The organism is Chryseobacterium pennipullorum, assembly GCF_003384725.1.
GTDB lineage: Bacteria > Bacteroidota > Bacteroidia > Flavobacteriales > Weeksellaceae > Chryseobacterium > Chryseobacterium pennipullorum.
The window spans coordinates 19,684-38,583 of sequence record NZ_QNVV01000018.1 but is presented as its reverse complement, the minus strand read 5'-3'; the positions used below and the strand labels follow the sequence as shown (position 1 = coordinate 38,583).

The following is an 18,900-nucleotide window of genomic DNA, read 5'->3' as shown; positions in this document are numbered from 1 at the left end:
TTGTGTATTCGTAACGCAAATTAATATATGGAGTCTCCAAAAAAATTACAGGATATAAAAGTAGCCGTAGATGCTGTTATTTTCGGATATTTTGATAAAAAAGATCTTCAGATTCTTCTGATTAAAAGAAATATCGAGCCTTTTAAAGGAGGTTGGGCTCTTCCCGGAGGTCTTGTTCTGGATGAAGAAAGTGTAGATGACGCAGTAAAAAGAGAACTCTATGAAGAAGCCGGCATAAAGCCCGATTTTTTAGAGCAACTCTATACATTCGGTAATGTGGGTCGCGATCCTAGAAACCGGGTGGTTTCAGTAGCCTATCTGGGACTTGTGAATCCTTCTTATCACGAACTGTTTGCAGATTCCGATGCTGAAGATGCACAATGGTTCAGCGTTAATGCACTTCCTTCTCTTGCATTTGACCACCAGACCATCATTGAGATGGCCTTAAAAAGACTTCGCACCAAAATTCAATACCAGCCGGTCGGTTTTAATCTCCTCAATGAGGAATTTCCATTTTCAGACCTTGAAAATCTTTATAAAACAATTGTAGGTCAGGAAATTGACAGGAGAAACTTCCGCAAGAAAATCATGAGCTACGGACTTCTTAACGAAACTAACAACGTCAAAAAAGAAGGGAGCGGCAGACCCGGAAAGCTTTTTACCTTCAATAAAGAAAAATATAAAGAGCTTGAAGAACAGGGCTTTTATTTTGAAATTAAATAGTTGTATCTAAACATAAAGTTCACAGATGTTGTGCACAAAAATCCACAAATATTTATAAAACGTTCTGAAGCTACAGTATAAAATATCAATTGAAAACATTCAATAGAAACGGGCTTTAGTCCGTTTTTTTATGATCAAAGTCTTTCGGCTTTACCCTAAACCAATTAAGGATTAGTGCCATTTGTGATAAAAACCTGTGGTGTTCGTGTTTATCGAAATTAAATTTTTATCACTGAAAATCAATTTATTACATTTATTAGCGTAAAATTAACACAAATAAATTTGGTTCCAATACTGGTAATATTTTAAATTTGTGTAAAAATAACGCAATCATGAAATACACCATACAAAATACTACAGAACGTTTTCAGAAGAAAGAAAGGATCAGATTTCTCTTTTTCTGGGGACATACAGCAACGGATAGGGTATCGAAGTCATGCTTCAGCCAGTGGTTTCCCGGAAAATTTAAGGAAAATGGGATCATCTATAAAACGGCAGAACATTATATGATGGCCGGAAAAGCAAGATTATTTAATGATCGTGAAACAGAAGAAGAAATCTTAAAGGCCGCTACTCCCAATCAGGCCAAGGCTTTAGGCCGGAAAGTAAAAAACTTTGATCCGCAAGTTTGGGATGAATGTAAATGCGGAATTGTCATTCAGGGAAATTTTTTGAAGTTTTCTCAAAATCAGAACTTTAAAGATTTCCTTTTGTCAACTGGAGACAAAGTTCTGGTGGAAGCAAGTCCGTACGACAGAATTTGGGGTATCGGGATGCTGGAAACAGACAGCAGAGCAGACAATCCTTTATTATGGAACGGAGAAAACCTTTTAGGATTTGCTCTGATGGAAGTAAGAGATCAATTAAGAGCATAACCATCCTTAGGAAGGAAAGGAATTGCTATGTCTTGTTTAATTAGCGTAATACTAACACAAATATAAAATATTGATCATGAAAGATGAATTAAAACCAAGATTTATCGAATCATTACAAAGAAATAATGATCAGATCAGAGAAGACCGTGCAAGAATCATCGGGGCAGATTCCGAACTGATTTACAGGCGCAGAGTCGAAGATATCGAACTTAAAATCAAAAGACTTGAGCGCGAACGGGAAGGGCTTATTGATATCAGCCCTTTAGACAGAAACAGTCTGACTTTTGCCGATTTCAATCCCGAAGCATTCGTTCAGAAAGACATAGAATTATCATTAACCATCAGAAATCTGAATATTCAGTTGGAAGTAACCCAGAAGAGATTTGAATATTTATTTGGAAAAACACTATAGTTATGGGAAGTACAAGATACGATTTAGATGCTCGTTATGACAGAGCAAGAAAAGCAGGGTACGGAACAAAATCCGCGGGTGAAATTTTTACCCAGAATGCCAAAAGAATGGCCCATGAATCTATGAATCCTCACGGAATTTCTTTCAGGGAATCCAGAGATTCAGAAGTTCATCCCGACTCAGTACCAATTATTTTGGGGCTCGATGTTACAGGAAGTATGGGACATATTCCTCATGAGCTGATCAGAGATGGATTACCAAAACTAATGGGTGGAATTATCCAGGGAGGTGTTCCCGATCCGGCTTTGCTCTTTCTTGGAATTGGAGACCATGAATGTGATGGTTATCCGCTTCAGGTAGGACAGTTTGAGTCCGGAGATGAGGAACTGGATATGTGGCTTACCCGAACTTATATCGAATCCGGTGGAGGAGGAAATGCCGGAGAAAGCTATTTGTTAGCATGGTATTTCGCAGCCTTCCACACCAGAACAGATGCCTTTGAAAAAAGAAAACAAAAAGGATTATTGTTTACCGTTGGAGATGAACCTTGTTTAAAGATACTTCCTGCTTCTGCCATCAGGGAAATTATGGGTAGCGGGCAACAAACCTATACTCATCTTGAATTGCTGGAAGAAGTAAAAAAGAAATATGAAGTATACCATATCAGTGTTTTACATTCAGACCAGGCACTGAGAGCAGACAAAGGATGGAGAGAATTGTTAGGACAAAACTGTATATCCATTGAAGATCACAGAGAAATCCCCAATGTTATCAAAGGAATTATCTGCGATAAGTTTAAAAATAAAACCTTAGGAACAACAGGTTTAGATCAGTTTCAGATGCTTTAGAACAAGGCAATTGACATTTAAAATAAAAGGACATGAAAAAAGCGCAGATCGTAATAGGACTAGGGTTTGGTGATGAAGGAAAAGGGATCACTGCAGATTTTCTGGCTTCTCAGAATCCGGAAGCGGTGGTAATCCGTTTTTCAGGAGGCCAGCAGGCGGCCCATACGGTGATGATTGATGAGAGAAAGCATGTACATTCAAGTTTTGCAAGCGGAGCACTTCGTGGCTTGCCTTCTTACTTAACAGAGCATTGCACTATTCATCCGGTTTTTCTGCTCAATGAAAGAGAAGACCTAAAGACAAAGAACGGGAATATTGAACTCCATATTCATCCACTCGCGAAGGTTACGACTCCTTTTGATGTATGGCAGAACCGGACCAACGCAAGAAATCTGGAACACGGGACCTGCGGAAAAGGAATAGGAGCCACCATGAAAAGACATGAAAGTCCGTATAAACTGTTTGCCATAGACCTTATCGCACCGAGAGAAATGCTGATGGAAAAGCTTAAAGGGATTGCTTATTATTATGGATTTGCAGACGAAAAAGAAATTGATGAACTTCTACGCCCTTTTTTAGAAGCTGTTGATAGCATTGATTGGAAAATAAATGATTATACCTGGCTGGCTTCATTCAACCACCTTATTTTTGAAGGAAGCCAGGGTATTTTACTCGATATGGATCATGGGATATTTCCCAATGTGACCTATGCATATACGACTTCAAAAAATGCTTGCGAAATCTGTAAGCTTTTAAAAATTGAAGACATTGAAATGTATTATGTCACCAGAAGTTATGCAACCCGCCACGGAAACGGCTGGATGAGTAATGAAAAAGAAATGGATCTGAGAAATAATGAAGAAGAAACCTGTACATTTAATGATTATCAAAAGGAGCTGAGGACAGGAGAAATAGATTACAACCTTTTGAATTATGCTTTGAAACTGGATGCGGCATATGTACTTTCGGTTAAAAAGAACCTTGTTGTGACCTGTTTGGATCAGATTGATGAGAAGTTTAAGGTAGAAAATCTTGATATAGATTTTGATGCGGTTTACGGATCGTATTCTCCGTATTCGAAAGATTTTAAACAGATTTTTTAAATCTTGAAGATACAAGTATTAATTTTATCCGGATCAGAACCAGAATATTGATAATGAATAAAAGTAAATAACCATGAAAACAACAACATTATATAGACCAGTAGGAGAAAAAGAAATGATATTGATTATGGAGAGCGGATTTAAAAAATTTCCACCAAGATTGGAATGGCAGCCCATTTTTTATCCCGTTCTCAATGAAGAATATGCTTCAGAGATTGCTGAAAAATGGAATACGAGAGACGAAGCCGGAAATTATCTTGGTTTTGTAACCCGGTTTGAGGTGTTGACAGAAGTAGCAGATCAGTATCCTGCACAGAATGTAGGAGCAAGAAACCACAATGAATTATGGGTTCCTTCCGAAGAGCTGAACAGCTTTAATGAGGCGATTGTAGGAAATATAAAAGTCACAAAAGTATTTATAGGAGATAATTTTGAAAAAGCTGGAAATACTGAACTGGAAGGACTGATGCTTAACATTAAAAAAACTTAACTATGACAAATAAAGGAATGGCAAAAGATACCTTAGATATCCTTGCTAAAAAATATTATATCAACGAACATAACGAAAAAATAAATATAGAGAATGAGCTGGAAATCAGTAAAAAAGATACCACTCTTTTCACCCCGGAACAGCTTTCAGAAATGATAGAATCCACAATGCCGGAAACCAATTTTGAAACACGGTTTGAAACAAGAAACAGCAGTTCCTTAAAAGCAATTTTACAATTGGCTGAAGAAGAAAATCAGGAAAAACTCATGTGTCTGAACTTCGCTTCTGCAAAAAATCCCGGAGGTGGATTTATCAACGGGGCTGAAGCACAGGAAGAAAGTCTCGCAAGAACTTCCGGATTGTATGAAAGTCTGCTTCAGGCCTGGGATTATTATACGACTCACCGTGCGATGGAGTCCTGTTTTTATACCGATACAATGATTTACAGTCCCAAAGTTCCGGTTTTCAGGAAAGATAAAGGAGAATTGCTCCCTAAACCTGTGCTGTGTAACTTCATTACCTCTCCGGCAGTTAATGCAGGGGTGGTAAAACGTCAGGAACCGGAAAGAGAAAATGAAATTCTCCCCGCAATGGATGTCAGAATGGATAAAATGCTTTCGCTGGCTTTACATGAAGGAAATGAAGTTTTAATCCTAGGAGGATGGGGCTGTGGAGTGTTCAGAAATGATCCGAAAGAAATTGCAGGATTGTTTAAAAAGCATCTTCAGGGGAAATATAAAAATAAATTTAAAAGAGTGGTTTTCGCAGTGCTTACAAAGAAAGAAGAAATGCTGAAACCGTTTGAAGAAATACAATGAATATCAAACTAAAAAAGTATAAAGAACAACTACAGGATTGGCCCCAACAAGGCTATCATATCATGGCTCAATATGATGATGAGAAAATTATTGTATATCAATCCTATAAAAAAGAAATTGGAGAATTTGCAGTTAAAAATCAATTCTTTGGCGGAGGTTTCAGTCTCGAAAGAATGACCTGGATAAAACCTAATTTTCTTTGGATGATGTACCGCAATGGCTGGGGCAGAAAAGAAGATCAGGAATACGTTTTGGCTATTCATCTGAAAAAAGAAGCATTCAGAAAATATCTGGAAAATGCAATATATTCTTCTTACAATAAAAAGCTTGAAGTTTCCAAAGAAGAATGGCAGGCTCAGATGAAAGAATCTTCAGTGAGGCTGCAATGGGATCCGGATCATGATCCATTTGGAAATAAGCTGGAAAGGAGAGCAATACAAATAGGTTTACGAAATGAATATACCCTCTCTTTTGCTAAAAATGATATTATTTTAATTGAAAACATTTCAGATTTTGTGAAAGAACAATATGAATTTGTGTTAAATGATGATTTGGACAATCTGATCATTCCAGAAGAAAAGCCTTTATTATTTGATGATGAGGTTTTAAACAAAAAGCTCAATTTAAAATGAAAATTGAATTAATAAAAGGAGACATCACGAAAATTCAGGCTGATGCGATTGTCAACGCAGCCAATTCTTCCTTACTTGGCGGAGGCGGAGTTGACGGAGCCATTCACAGAGCAGGAGGGCCACAGATACTGGAAGAATGCAGAGCCATCAGAAACAGACAGGGGAAATGCAATACGGGCGAAGCTGTCGTAACAAATGCGGGAAATCTCCCAGCCAAATATGTTATTCATACCGTAGGTCCGGTTTGGAATGGTAATGAAGAAAAAGAATCAAAACTTCTGGCGAATTGTTATCATAATTCCTTGAAATTAGCAGAAAGCCTTGGGGTAAAAACAATTGCTTTTCCCAACATCAGTACTGGAGTATATCGCTTTCCCAAAAAGCTGGCGGGAAAAATAGCTGTAGATGAGGTCAGAAAATTTCATTCAGATACAGTTAAGAAAGTTATTTTTGTTTGCTTTGATGATGAAAATAAAATGATTTACAAAGAACTATTAGAATAAACCAATGAAAAAACTAGCCATATTAAGCGGCGCAGGAATCAGTGCCGAAAGCGGAATACAGACTTTCAGAGACGGAGACGGTCTTTGGGAAAACCATAATGTAATGGATGTGGCAAGTCCGGAAGGATGGAGAAAAGACAGTGCCTTGGTTCTGGAATTTTACAACCAGAGGAGACGACAGCTGCATGAAGTACAGCCCAATAAAGCGCATCAATTATTAGCAGAGCTGGAGAAACATTTCGATGTTCAGGTTATTACCCAGAATATTGATGACCTTCATGAAAGAGCGGGATCCACCCATATTCTTCACATCCATGGAGAATTATTCAAATCGTGCTCATGCAAGAATAAAGACTTGATTTATGACCAAAAAGAGGACATCAATATTGGTGACAAAGCTGAAGATGGGGCGCAGTTAAGACCTTTTATCGTTTGGTTTGGAGAAGATGTCCCATTGTATCAGACGGCAAGAGAAATCGTGAAAGAATCAGATATTTTACTGGTCATCGGTACGTCTTTGCAGGTGTATCCGGCAGCAGGATTGATTCATGATATCAAAGATGACTGTCTTTTAATTGTTATCAATCCTAATGAAACAGGATTTGGATACGGACAGAGAGCGGTCGTCATGAAAGAAACAGCCACCCGGGGAATGGAAATATTGTTTGATAAACTGGTCAACCTTGCCTGATGGAAAATAAAGTAAAAGCAGGAATCATGGGCGTCTGTATAGGAGATGCTCTTGGTGTCCCTGTAGAAAGTTATTCAGAAACTGTTTTGAAGAGGGTAAACCTTGGAGAAGACACCGATACAACAGGAGCCATTATCGGAGGAATTGCTGGAATTTATTACGGATTTGAAAATATTCCGGAAGAATGGATTGCTGAGCTGGTGAGGAAGGATGATATTGAGAAATTATGTGAGAAATTACACCAAAAATTAATGAATTAAAACACAAACCATGAACGAAATAGAAAAGAAAAAAATAAGTAAATTTTTAAGCCTGATCTTACGACATCAGCCGGAAAGTATAGGCCTTAGACTCGATGAAAACGGCTGGGCAGATATAGGAGAGCTGAGAGGAAAATCAGCCAAAAAGAGAATATATTTTACGCCTGAAGAACTGGACGAGGTTGTAGAAACCAATAATAAGAAACGTTTTGCTTTTAATGAAGATAAAACCATGATCAGGGCAAGTCAGGGCCATTCTATTGATATAGATCTGGCTTTGGAAGCAAAACAGCCTCCTGACTTTCTATACCATGGAACTGCAGAAACCAATATGGTGTCTATTCTGGAAAAAGGAATTGAAAAAAGAACCCGTCAGCATGTACACTTAAGTGCTGATAAAGAGACCGCTGCAAAGGTCGGGATGAGACACGGAAAGCCTGTAATTCTTACCATCAGAACCGGAACAATGCATCAGGAGGGGCTCTTATTTTATCAGTCTGCAAACGGAGTTTGGCTCACCGATTTTGTAGATGCAAAATATATTTCGAAGTAATATGAGCAGAACATTAGTAGTAGGTGACATTCATGGAGGGTATAGGGCATTACGGCAGGTTCTTGACAGAGCTGAGGTCACCCCTAATGATCAGCTTATTTTCCTGGGGGATTATGTAGATGGCTGGAGTGAATCTTCCGAAGTGATAAAGTATTTAATGGACGTTTCCGGACAGCAGACATGTATTTTTATTAAAGGAAATCATGATGCCTGGTGCGAAGACTGGTTGTCATTAGGTCAGAGTCCTGATCTTTGGCTTCGTAATGGGGGGAAGAGCACCGTAGAAAGCTATGCAGATTATCTCCCGGAAGATCTTGAAGTGCATCTGGAATTCTTTCAAAGGATGAAAAGCTATCACATCGATGATCAGAACCGTTTGTTTATTCATGCAGGTTATGCATCTATGCACGGGCCGGAAAAAGAAGTCTATTCCAGCAATTACCGCTGGGACAGGACACTCTGGGAAACCGCTGTAGCAATGGATAAAAAACTCCAGAGGAATTCAGAACTGTATCCTAAAAGGCTGCTTTTGTACAACGAGATATTTATTGGGCATACCCCAACGCTTGATATCGGAATCACAACGCCGGTGAACAAAGCCAATGTCTGGAATATGGATACCGGAGCAGCTTATAGTGGAGCCTTATCCATGATGGATATTGGCTCCAAACAGCACTGGCAAAGTGATCCGCTTCCGACACTGTATCCAAATGAAAAGGGAAGAAATTGATGAGATGCCAGAAATGCATTATTTGTTTGCTTTCAGCCTTTAGATAAACAAACCTCACAGGTTTTCAAAACCTGTGAGGTTTTCATTTTTAAAGCTATTTCGTCTCTTGATTTTGTAACTTTCACCATCCTACTATCCCTCTTTTCACAAAAGATGTCTATTTTTAAAGTCTGAAAAATATGACCTCCATGAAACTGAAATATCTTTTGCTGACCCTCAGCTCTTCCTTGCTTTTTGCACAGAAATCCTTTCAAACTCCTTTCGAAAAAGGAAACGGAAACCAGACCGTTACTTATGAAGAGATGAATACCTATTATCAGGATCTGGCTAAGAACTTCAATACGATTCAGTATCTGAAAAAAGGAGAAGACGATAACGGAAAGCCCATTTATGTCGTGGTTTATAATCCTTTTGCTGAAAAAGACCTGGAAAAGTTAAGAAAAGATAAGGCCATTCTCTTTGTCAACAACGGGATTCACCCGGGAGAGCCTGATGGAATAGATGCCACCATGATGCTGATGCGCGATCTTGCTGCCAAAAAGATCAAAACTCCGCAAAATTTTATCATTGCCGCTATTTCCGTTTATAACGTCAGTGGAATGCTGAACAGAGGATCCTATTCCCGGGCGAACCAGAATGGTCCGGAGCAGTATGGCTTCAGGGGAAATGCCAGAAATTATGACCTGAACAGGGATTTTATCAAAGCAGATTCCAAAAACGCCAGAAGTTTTCAGGAGATCTATCAATGGCTGAAGCCTGATGTTTTTATCGACAACCATGTAAGCAATGGTGCCGATTATCAATATACGTTCACCTATATTTCTACTTTTAAAGAACGTCTGGGAAACATTCTTGGAACCTATTTCTATAATGAGTATCAGGCCAAAAATCTTGACGATATGAAAAAGCTGGGTTATGAAAGTACGCCATACGTAAACATTCACGGAGATGTTCCGGAAGTTGGATTTGCCGCTTTTGAAGATTCTCCGAGGTATTCCACAGGGTATACTTCACTGTTCAATTCCCTGGGAACGGTTCCTGAAACCCATATGCTGAAACCCTACGATAAGAGAGTAGATGCAACCTACAAATATATGCTGGTCAATCTTCAGAATTTAGATAAGGACTACCATACAATAAAGCGTCTGCGCCTTGAAAATTTAAAGCAGTATCAGGCCGGAAAACAATATGGAATCCGATGGAAAATAGATTCCACGAGGTTTTCTACCATGGATTTTAAAGGCTATGAAGGGAAATACAAACCGAGCGATATTTCCGGAAAGCCAAGGCTGTACTATGACAGGAACAAGCCGTTTACAAAAAATATAAAACTCTTTACCACCGCTGTCCCCACGGGATATGTTACCATTCCTAAATATTACGTCATTCCGCAGTCTCAATACCGTGTTATTGAAGAATTTAAAAGAAACAAAATCCGGATGAAACCAATACAGAAAGACAGTACTTTGGCGGTTGAGTCCTATGCCATAAAAGACTTTAAAACAGTTAAAAACCCTTACGAAGGCCACTACGTACATTATGAAACCACGGTAGATAAAACTAATAAAAATCAACGTTTCCAGGCAGGAGACTATATCGTTTCTACCGATCAGCCTGGTGTAAAATATATTATTGAAACCCTTGAGCCTGAGGCGTTAGACTCTTTTTTTAACTGGAATTTCTTCGATGGGATTTTAGCACAGAAAGAATACTATTCCGCTTACATTTTCGAAGACACCGCTGCTGAATTGCTTAAAAAAGATAAAAAGCTGAAAGAAGCCTTTGAATCAGCCAAGGCATTGGATAAAAAATTGTCTGAAGATGGAACCGCACAACTGGATTGGATTTACAGACATTCCCCTTATTTTGAAGAGAAAACCTTTAGGCAGTATCCTGTTTATAGAGTTTTGTAAATAATTGATATTTAAAGTATAAGCCGAAAAAAGACGTTTCATTCGAAACGTCTTTCTTTTATCTGGGTAAGCCTCTTTTTAAGGCTATTTCTGCTCTCTTAATGGCCATTTTTTCTTTCCATTCCATATATTTGCCTTTGAAATTAAACTTCATGAGGTCGTCAAATTTACGCTGTACGGTCAGGTTCCATAAAGAATGTGCCTTTACTGCCCATGATTTGTCCCAGGCTCTGAGGGAAATGGAGAAGCTTCCGTCCAGGTACTTCATCCAGTGCCACCATCCTGTAGGCATAAACAGGGTGTCGCCGTGTTCCAGGTAACATTCTATTCCTTCCACACCATCCAGGGCAGGAAATTGGGTGAAATCAGGATTTTCAATGTCATAATCTTCCAGCGCATACGTAGCATACGGAATCTGATACAGCCGCTCTCTCCATTTGTAATCAAAAAGAAGGACATGCTTTCTTCCGTTGAAATGGGTATGGAAAATATGGGCCATATCAATATCAAAGTGAAGGAACGTTACAGAGCCTTTACCTCCAAAGAACATATTGGGATATTTATCTAAAAAACCTCCCATCAGTTCTTTTGGGGAAATATAATCTTCCAGAAGTTTGGGCGCGTATTTTATGGGGTCGAAAAGGAATATTCTCAGATCGGTAGGCTCTTTCTGAATCAGATCAATATAGTCTCCGAATTTCATCTTAGCGGCAGAAGCATTAATGGGAGCAGAAGGGTCTGCTTTTGCGCTGTCATATAATGGAACCTCTACATCTCCTACAACTTCCTTCATGTATTCCATCGTCCATTTTTGATAAGCAGGCCATTTTTTTGCCATATTTTTGATGACAACGGGCCTTCTTGGCTTTAGATATTTTTCGTAGAAATCTTCTTTTGAAATGTCATCTACAACATCTATAGGCTTTAAAATAATTCCCATTTTAATAATTTTATGTTACAAAATTATTAAATAAATGTTTATATACCAGCCTTTAATTTTTTTTTAATCTATGATTCAAATCACTTTTTCCTATCCGCTCAAAGTAAGAATTTTAATATTTATTTTACCAGTAAAGTTTTTCATTTTTCCCCATCGAAAGGCTGTATATGCTTACATTTAATGTGGAATTATACATGAAATATAAAAGCGTAGAGGGAGCATAATTCAAGACAAAAAAGAATCTTTTCATGATGAAAAGTAGAAGTGTTTTGAAATGGAATTTCATAAAATAAAGTTAGTATTAGTGATGATTTCATTTTAATTCATGAGAATGAAATGAGTGAATGTATCGATAAACATAAAAGCTTCAGATAATACATTCAATGCTGATTTTATTGTTAAGGAATTGGTGCGGAAATTATTTAGAAAGCGATGGCTTAACGTAAGATAAAAATAAAAAACAATCATTTTTAGTTTTCAGGTCATGACTTTATCACTATGTTTTTAGTGATATTGATTTAACTTTTATCTATAAAAGACATCTTTAAAAAGTGTAACGAAAAATGATAATGACTAACTAATTGGTCAAATAATAAGTATGAAAAAAAATATTTCTTTATTTCTGGTACTTTTTTGTGCGGTCTTCACATTCGCTCAGAAAACGGTTTCAGGAAAAGTGACAGATGATGACGGGGTAGCGATACCAAGTGCGAGTGTTACTATTGAAGAGCCGGGGAAAGATGCTATTCTGGCGTACGGGATTACCAATGCCAAAGGAGAGTACAAAGTAACATTCACTTCTGGCGAATCCAATGTAGATCTTAAGGTAAAAGCATTCAACCAGAAGCCGCTTACTAAACAGATCAGCAATAGTGACCAGACCCTGAATTTTAAAATGCAGTCTGAAGCGACAGAAATAAAGGAAGTACAGCTAAAAACAAAGATGATTACGGCAAGAGGAGATACCATTTCCTATGACCTGAAGGCATTCAACAGTAAGAATGACCGTACGCTGGCTGATGTGATGCGGAAAATACCGGGAATTGAAGTGAACAAAGACGGGACCATATTATACCAGGGAAATGCCATTAATAAATTCTATGTCAACGGAAAAGATCTTATGGAAGGAGGTTACGGAACCATCAACAATTCGCTTCCAAAAGATGCCGTGCAGAAAGTGGAGGTTCTTGAAAACCATCAGCCTGTCAAAATTCTTCAGGATAAAGTGCCTTCTGATCAGGCAGCCATCAATATAAAACTTAAAAACTCTGTGACTATGACTGGTCGTGGAGAGGTAGGATCAGGATTTGGAGATCCGTGGCTTTGGAATGTAAAACTTACACCCATGTTTTTTGGACAGAAAAGCCAGTGGGTAGTCAATTATAAAACCAATAATATGGGCGAGCAGGTAGAAAATGAAGGGAATATCCTCGCTTTCGGTAGCTCATGGGAAGGAAGAAGGAGCAATATCTCTCAAAATAACTGGTTAAGCGTAGAAAATGCCAGCACCCCGGATCTACCCGTTAAACGATACCTGATGAACAGTGTCCATTATCTGTCAGCGAACTACCTTACCAATATCGATAAAAAGAAAGAGTGGGAACTGAAGGCTAACGCCAACTATACCAATAATGCGGTGGAAAGGGAAGCAAACAGCATAACCAGAGATGTGCAGCAGGGAGTGCAATACAATACAAGGTTTCTGAATAATTTCTATACCGATAAGCTGAAAGGAGAATTGATATTTACCAAAAACGCAAAAAAAGGATTCTTCAAAAACACCACCACATTTTCACAGTTCTGGAATGCAGACCGAGCTTTTGCTGAAAGAAATGACGAAATAGGATTTAGAACCGGAAATGAAGCGCTGGAGTCACCCACTTCATCTTTTCAAAATTCCTTAAGCACGATTATTCCATGGAAAGAGAAGATGGTCAACTTAAAATCCTATATCAGTTATCAGAATGACACACAGGTATTGGAAATTTCCCCGGCCGACTATCTGCGGTTTCCTTATAAAAAACCTGGCAGTGACACGCTTACAACCATTAAGTTCAGTCCAGGAACCACTGCTTTACAAAGCTTCAGAATCAAAAGCCTGGATACATCCCACTCGGCCAACATCAGTTTTTCAACAAAAGGCTGGACCTTCACTCCTCAGGTAGGATTTGATTACTCTACAGATAAGCTAACGACCAATTTTGACGGAATGACAGATGATAATTCTCCGGATTTCGGAACTTTAGCGTATGAAAATGACCTTAAGTTCACCCGGGCTAATCCTTCAGCTTCAGTTGGAATTAATTATAAATCAGAATCCTGGAGTCTATTTTCAAGCTTCCCGGTTAATTTTAACAGTATCAAAGCGGAAGATCTGTTCAGAAATGTATCAAAATCCTTGAACAGAGTGACCTTTACGCCTAACATTTTTGCCCAGTATTCGTTTGCTTCATTCTTTAAAGCAAGTGTGAACGGAGGAATTACAAACAATTTCGGAGACATCCAGACTGCTTATGCCGGGTATATTCTTACAAGCCCGGGAGGATTCAATGTCATGAATCCTAAAAACCCGATTCCGGAAACCAATACAAAAAATGCGGGAGCAAGGCTGGAATACAGAAATCCTCTAAATAACCTTTTCTTTAATGTCGGATCCAGAATGAGTGATGCAAAGAACAATTTAATTGCTTCAAGCATTGTTAACGAATCAGGATTCAGGGTAACAGAGTATATAGAAAGAGAAAATAAGCGAACAAGTAATACCTATTATGCAGAAGTTGGTAAATATTTTCCAAAATTTAAGACCAATGCCTCATTAAACTATAATAATACCATCTCTAAGGCCCAATCCATAAGAAATACAGATAATATCGATACCAGAACCAACGGGAATACGCTAGGATTTAAATTCAACAATACCTATTTCTCCTGGATGAGCATAGATTTCAATGCGTCCAAAACCTGGAACAAGCAATCGAATATCTATCTAACAGGAAATAAAGGAAAAACAGAAGGATATACCCACAATTTAAATGTTTTCTTCTATCCTCTGGAAAACCACACCATCGGATTCTATTGGGACCAGATCAATTCCAAATCAGCAGACATAAAATATAATAACGGTTTCTTTGATGTTTCTTACCAATTTTCATGGGCTAAAAAGAAATTGGATTTTGAGCTGAAATGGATGAATATTGCCGACAAAAAAGTATTTGAAAGAATTGACATCGATAATACAACCATTACACAAACCACCATGCTGCTTCGCCCAAGCCAGGTCATGTTGACCGTAAAATTCAATTTTAAATAAAAAACAAAAAACCAATCTATAAGGATTGGTTTTTTGTTTGAGATATATTGATTTTCTTAAAAGCTTTGGTCGTCTGCTGAAGGTCCATAGCTTCCCGGAAGAGGGATGTCGTTCAGGCGGTAATAGACCCCAAGCTGGGCCCTGTGATGGGTAATCTGATTCAGGGCATGGCGTATCGAGCCGTATTTGGTCCATTTTGCCAACTCTTGACCGTTATTTTTCAATGCCCAGCTGTCGCGAAGGTTCTCTTCCCGGGCTTGTTCAAGAGCTTCCTTACCCATTTTGAAATTCTGATCCAGCGTCCGGAGTAGATCTTCCCGTGAAGAAAGCTGCTTGGGCTGATGATCTGAATTGGCAAAATCCAGGTCTGAGGTGTTGAGCATCGTGTTCGGCCATTCAAAAATTTCAGCAATATGAGTCGCAAGGGGCATCATCTTCATACTTTTTTCATGAGGAGTATATTCATTTTTTCCCTCAGGATAGGCTTCAAAGAATTTTTTAGTGGTCTGGTACTCGGTCTCAAACTCATCTTTAAACTGTGATAAAGTATCCATATTAATTTGTTTTTTAGTGAGTTAAAGGTAATGGTTTTAAAAATGAAAATGTTTTAACAGAATCATAATTTTTAAAGTAAAAAATAAATTTGAAGGAAAATTGTAACAAAAGCCTGCACATGATTACTAATTGATTAAACTTGAAAAATGAGAAAGCTATTCTCTGTATTTCTTATCGCACTATTTACTGTTGCCCATGCTCAGGAAACCAAAGAAACTGCCAACCGTTTCTTTTATGAGCTGACCTTTAAACCTAAGAAAGATTCAGCCAAACTGGATAAGATTATTACCATTCTGGATATCACTCCGAAAAAATCAATTTACCAGGATTATACAATTCCGGCTCAGGATTCCATTATAAAAGTGGCTGTTGATGAGATGGAGAAAACAAAAAGCTGGAAAGACATTTCCAAACTTATTAAGATGCCCAAATTTTCATATAAGATCATTAAGGCGTATCCTGAGATGAAAGAAAAGTATGTGGATAGGGTAAGCATGAACTTATTCGGGTATGATGATGATGTTAAATTTAACTGGAACATTTTACCGGAAAAAGAAAAAGTAGGAGAATACAACACTCAAAAAGCAACTACAGAATTTGGTGGACGAAAATGGACTGCTTGGTTCAGTTCAGATATCCCTTTTCAGGATGGACCCTATAAATTTTATGGCCTTCCGGGATTGATCGTCAAGATTGAAGATTCTGAGAAAAATTATTCCTGGACGCTTAGTGGAAATAAAAAGATAGAAAATTACGAAGAGATGTCGTATTCAGATAAAATCAATGCAAAATACGGCATCCCTCAGACTATAACTCCTACTACAAAAGATAAGTTTGAAAAGGCTTATGCCAGCTTCAAACAAGATCCAATGGCCGAGTTCCGCCAAAAAATTACCCCCGAAATGATGACTATGAAAATGCCTGGATCGGACATGACCATTGGGGAAATGGCAAAAAAACAAGAGAAAATGGCTAAAGATTTTTTCAATGCCAACGACAATCCGATAGAAAAAGATCAAGGCTCAGAGAAAAAGAAATAACAAGCATTCATATCAACTAAATTATATTTCAAATCAACCCGGATACAGCAATGTGTTTGGGTTGATTTCTTTCATACCCAAACGTTATTTAGATTAAATTTAAATAACGTATATTTGCGGGACTAAAAATTAGGCTTTGAAAGAGAAAGGATTACATAAATTAAGTGGATTCCCTAAAAATAAAATGGGGAAGATATTGGGGTATGATAATGACCATCTGAAAATGCCCAATAAAATCATTGAGATGGGGCTTCTTCCGGAGACCGTTTTCAGGATTTTGTATCAGGCTCCATTCAATGGGCCTATGTATGTAGAATTTGGGGCAGAAAAAAGCCGGATTGCTCTTCGTGAGGAAGAAGGAGAATACATCATTGTTGAAGAATTGAATTAATGCAGGAAAATAAGAAAAAACAGATACTTTTAGTCGGGAATCCTAATGTAGGAAAGTCCACGGTTTTCAATACATTGTGCAATAAAAAGCAGAAAACCGGAAACTATGCCGGCGTTACCGTTGCAAGCCATTCGGGAAGATATGTCTATAAAGATGAGGAGGTTGAGGTGATTGACCTTCCGGGATCATACAGTGTATATCCAAGTTCTGAAGATGAGGCTATTTTTTCCAAATTTCTTATTGACGAGCAAAAAAATTATGCAGGCGTGGTCTACATTCTCGAAGCATTAAGCTTAAAGAGAGGACTTCTTTTGTTCCAGCAAATCCAGGATCTGGGTATTCCTATGATTCTGATTGTCAATCAGATCGACCAGGCAGAAAGAAGAGGGATCACTCTTGATATTGACAAGTTTTCCGAAGCATTGGGGATCAAAATCATTCAAACCAATGCCAAAGAACAGATTGGGATCGACGACATACGCAAATCCGTTTATAATAATGAATTTGTAAAAACAGATAAGATATCTTTTGAAACGCCAAACGAACACCGGGATTTTATCCGGAAACTGGCTTCCCATAAAGGATTTGATAATGAATATAAAGCCTGGATGAGCCTTTCATTAGGAACAGATCTGGGAAGAATAGAATCTGTCATGGATCAGCTTCACGAGCCGGACTCTAAAAGTTTGGTTCCGAAAAGATTGCAGGTTCAGGAAACCGTTAGAAGGTATCAGAATGTAGATAGAATTCTGGAGGATGTAATTTCCAAGAAAGTACAGTTCAAAGAATTGTTGACCGAAAAGCTGGATAAGGTTTTGGTTCATAAATTCTGGGGATATGTGGTCTTCATGCTGATTTTGCTTGTGATTTTCCAGAGTGTTTTTTTCCTGGCAGAATATCCGATGAACTGGATCGAAGAATTTTTCTCGTGGCTGGCAGCTTTTACTGGTGAGCACCTGCCGGAAGGGCCTATTAATTCCCTGATCTCAAACGGAATTGTTCCGGGAATAGGGGGAATTGTCGTTTTTGCACCCCAAATCGGAATCTTATTATATTTTCTTTACCTGCTGGAAGATTCAGGATACATGGCTAGAGTTGTATTCCTGATGGACAGACTGCTCCGCCCATTCGGACTGAATGGGAAAAGTATCGTGCCGCTGGTGTCAGGAACTGCCTGTGCCATTCCTGCTGTCATCTCCACCAGAAATATTGAGAACGTCAAGGAAAGGCTCCTGACAATCCTGGTAACACCGTTTATGACCTGCTCTGCAAGACTTCCGGTATACAGTATCATCATTGGGCTGATTATCTCTGAAGGAACGTTTTTAGGAATCAAATACAAAGCTTTGGTCTTAATGGGAATGTATCTGCTGGGCTTTTTAGTGGCCTTATTTTCTGCAGCGATTCTTAAAGGATTTATTAAAAATAAAGGAAAAACATATCTGGTGATGGATCTTCCGGCCTATAAAAAGCCCCTTTTCGGGTACGACTTCAAAATGGTTTTAGGAAAAGTCTGGGATTTCATTACCGGCGCCGGAAAAATAATTTTTATCGTAAGTATTATCATTTGGTTTTTGAGCTATTTCGGGCCCAAACAGCATCCTGACCAATTCGTTGCCTCCAATGTTGAGCTGGACCATTCTTACCTTGCCAAAATGGGTAAAGGGATCGAGCCGGTGATTGCTCCCTTGGGCTATGACTGGAAGATGGGAGTCGGAATTCTTACAAGTTTTGTGGCTAGAGAAGTCTTTGTAGGAACAATGTCTACTCTGTACAGCCTTGAAGATGATGCTCCTGAAGTAAAGGTGATCGATAAAATGAGAAGGGATGTAAAACCAAACGGAGAAAAAGTCTTCAGTTTTGCGACAGGAATTTCCGTTCTCTTATTTTACGCATTTGCAATGCAGTGTGTTTCTACACTTGCAGTAGTCTACAGAGAAACCAAAAGCTGGAAATGGACCGGCTTTCAGGTAGCCATGATGACAGGTTTGGCATATTTTGTGTCGATGATAGCATATCAGATTTTAAAGTAATGGACTTATCATTAATATTTCAGTATGTACTTGTATTGTTAATTGTAGCATTCGCATGTTACTCTTTGTTTAAAGTACTT

The 18,900-nt window shown here is 38.4% G+C and carries 20 protein-coding genes; 18 read left to right on the top strand and 2 right to left on the bottom strand.

Going from position 1 to position 18,900, the window contains the following annotated elements; genetic code table 11:
- The first annotated feature begins 27 nt into the window (after positions 1 to 27).
- From DRF67_RS16980 to DRF67_RS16915, 14 genes are all read left to right on the top strand, one after another.
- Positions 28 to 723, top strand: a complete 696-nt coding sequence (locus tag DRF67_RS16980) for an NUDIX hydrolase (protein WP_115929492.1) — start codon at positions 28 to 30, stop codon at positions 721 to 723.
- Between the two features lie 332 nt (positions 724 to 1,055).
- Positions 1,056 to 1,598, top strand: coding sequence for an NADAR family protein (locus DRF67_RS16975; protein ID WP_115929491.1), 543 nt, complete (start codon positions 1,056 to 1,058; stop codon positions 1,596 to 1,598).
- 76 nt (positions 1,599 to 1,674) lie between these two features.
- A complete protein-coding gene (locus DRF67_RS16970; RefSeq protein WP_115929490.1) occupies positions 1,675 to 2,010 on the top strand; it encodes a hypothetical protein in 336 nt (111 codons plus the stop codon).
- Positions 2,011 to 2,012: 2 nt separating this feature from the next.
- Positions 2,013 to 2,858, top strand: a complete 846-nt coding sequence (locus tag DRF67_RS16965; RefSeq protein WP_115929489.1) for a hypothetical protein — start codon at positions 2,013 to 2,015, stop codon at positions 2,856 to 2,858.
- Between the two features lie 32 nt (positions 2,859 to 2,890).
- The gene (locus DRF67_RS16960; RefSeq protein WP_115929488.1) at positions 2,891 to 3,961 is read left to right on the top strand and encodes an adenylosuccinate synthetase; all 1,071 of its coding nucleotides are present in this window, start codon (positions 2,891 to 2,893) and stop codon (positions 3,959 to 3,961) included.
- A gap of 73 nt (positions 3,962 to 4,034) precedes the next feature.
- The gene (locus DRF67_RS16955; protein ID WP_115929487.1) at positions 4,035 to 4,451 is read left to right on the top strand and encodes an ADP-ribosylation/crystallin J1; all 417 of its coding nucleotides are present in this window, start codon (positions 4,035 to 4,037) and stop codon (positions 4,449 to 4,451) included.
- A gap of 2 nt (positions 4,452 to 4,453) precedes the next feature.
- Positions 4,454 to 5,269, top strand: coding sequence for a TIGR02452 family protein (locus DRF67_RS16950; RefSeq protein WP_115929486.1), 816 nt, complete (start codon positions 4,454 to 4,456; stop codon positions 5,267 to 5,269).
- Positions 5,266 to 5,901, top strand: coding sequence for a DUF4291 domain-containing protein (locus tag DRF67_RS16945; protein WP_115929485.1), 636 nt, complete (start codon positions 5,266 to 5,268; stop codon positions 5,899 to 5,901). The genes DRF67_RS16950 and DRF67_RS16945 overlap by 4 nt, the downstream gene beginning before the upstream one ends.
- The gene (locus tag DRF67_RS16940) at positions 5,898 to 6,404 is read left to right on the top strand and encodes an O-acetyl-ADP-ribose deacetylase (protein WP_115929484.1); all 507 of its coding nucleotides are present in this window, start codon (positions 5,898 to 5,900) and stop codon (positions 6,402 to 6,404) included. The genes DRF67_RS16945 and DRF67_RS16940 overlap by 4 nt, the downstream gene beginning before the upstream one ends.
- A gap of 4 nt (positions 6,405 to 6,408) precedes the next feature.
- Entirely contained in the window at positions 6,409 to 7,095 is a 687-nt protein-coding gene (locus DRF67_RS16935) for an SIR2 family NAD-dependent protein deacylase (RefSeq protein ID WP_115929483.1), read from the top strand.
- Positions 7,095 to 7,355, top strand: coding sequence for an ADP-ribosylglycohydrolase family protein (locus DRF67_RS16930; RefSeq protein ID WP_228435840.1), 261 nt, complete (start codon positions 7,095 to 7,097; stop codon positions 7,353 to 7,355). Before DRF67_RS16935 ends, DRF67_RS16930 begins: the two co-directional genes overlap by 1 nt.
- A gap of 10 nt (positions 7,356 to 7,365) precedes the next feature.
- Positions 7,366 to 7,908 carry an RNA 2'-phosphotransferase gene (locus tag DRF67_RS16925; protein ID WP_115929482.1) on the top strand — a complete coding sequence of 181 codons (543 nt, stop codon included), beginning with the start codon at positions 7,366 to 7,368 and terminating at the stop codon, positions 7,906 to 7,908.
- Between the two features lies 1 nt (position 7,909).
- The gene (locus tag DRF67_RS16920) at positions 7,910 to 8,638 is read left to right on the top strand and encodes a metallophosphoesterase family protein (protein ID WP_115929481.1); all 729 of its coding nucleotides are present in this window, start codon (positions 7,910 to 7,912) and stop codon (positions 8,636 to 8,638) included.
- Positions 8,639 to 8,826: 188 nt separating this feature from the next.
- On the top strand, positions 8,827 to 10,551 hold the full coding sequence (locus tag DRF67_RS16915) for a M14 family metallopeptidase (protein ID WP_115929535.1): 1,725 nt from the start codon (positions 8,827 to 8,829) through the stop codon (positions 10,549 to 10,551).
- A gap of 58 nt (positions 10,552 to 10,609) precedes the next feature.
- Here DRF67_RS16915 and DRF67_RS16910 read toward each other — a convergent pair whose 3' ends face one another.
- Positions 10,610 to 11,491: a cupin-like domain-containing protein gene (locus DRF67_RS16910; protein WP_115929480.1), complete on the bottom strand. Its 882-nt coding sequence runs from the start codon at positions 11,489 to 11,491 to the stop codon at positions 10,610 to 10,612.
- 598 nt (positions 11,492 to 12,089) lie between these two features.
- On the opposite strand from DRF67_RS16910, the gene DRF67_RS16905 reads away from it, so the two are divergent.
- The gene (locus DRF67_RS16905; RefSeq protein WP_115929479.1) at positions 12,090 to 14,801 is read left to right on the top strand and encodes a carboxypeptidase-like regulatory domain-containing protein; all 2,712 of its coding nucleotides are present in this window, start codon (positions 12,090 to 12,092) and stop codon (positions 14,799 to 14,801) included.
- A 56-nt stretch (positions 14,802 to 14,857) separates the two neighbouring features.
- Here the strand turns inward: DRF67_RS16905 and DRF67_RS16900 are convergent, their stop codons facing one another.
- Positions 14,858 to 15,355 carry a DinB family protein gene (locus DRF67_RS16900; RefSeq protein ID WP_115929478.1) on the bottom strand — a complete coding sequence of 166 codons (498 nt, stop codon included), beginning with the start codon at positions 15,353 to 15,355 and terminating at the stop codon, positions 14,858 to 14,860.
- Positions 15,356 to 15,502: 147 nt separating this feature from the next.
- Between DRF67_RS16900 and DRF67_RS16895 the strand changes: the two genes are divergently transcribed.
- The 3 genes from DRF67_RS16895 to feoB all read left to right on the top strand — a co-directional run bounded on the left by DRF67_RS16895 (position 15,503) and on the right by feoB (position 18,820).
- The gene (locus DRF67_RS16895) at positions 15,503 to 16,396 is read left to right on the top strand and encodes a GLPGLI family protein (RefSeq protein ID WP_115929477.1); all 894 of its coding nucleotides are present in this window, start codon (positions 15,503 to 15,505) and stop codon (positions 16,394 to 16,396) included.
- Between the two features lie 136 nt (positions 16,397 to 16,532).
- Positions 16,533 to 16,787 (top strand): FeoA family protein, encoded by a 255-nt coding sequence (locus DRF67_RS16890; protein WP_115929476.1) that lies wholly within the window; start codon positions 16,533 to 16,535, stop codon positions 16,785 to 16,787.
- The gene (gene feoB / locus DRF67_RS16885) at positions 16,787 to 18,820 is read left to right on the top strand and encodes a ferrous iron transport protein B (protein ID WP_115929475.1); all 2,034 of its coding nucleotides are present in this window, start codon (positions 16,787 to 16,789) and stop codon (positions 18,818 to 18,820) included. Before DRF67_RS16890 ends, feoB begins: the two co-directional genes overlap by 1 nt.
- The last annotated feature ends 80 nt before the right edge of the window (positions 18,821 to 18,900 follow it).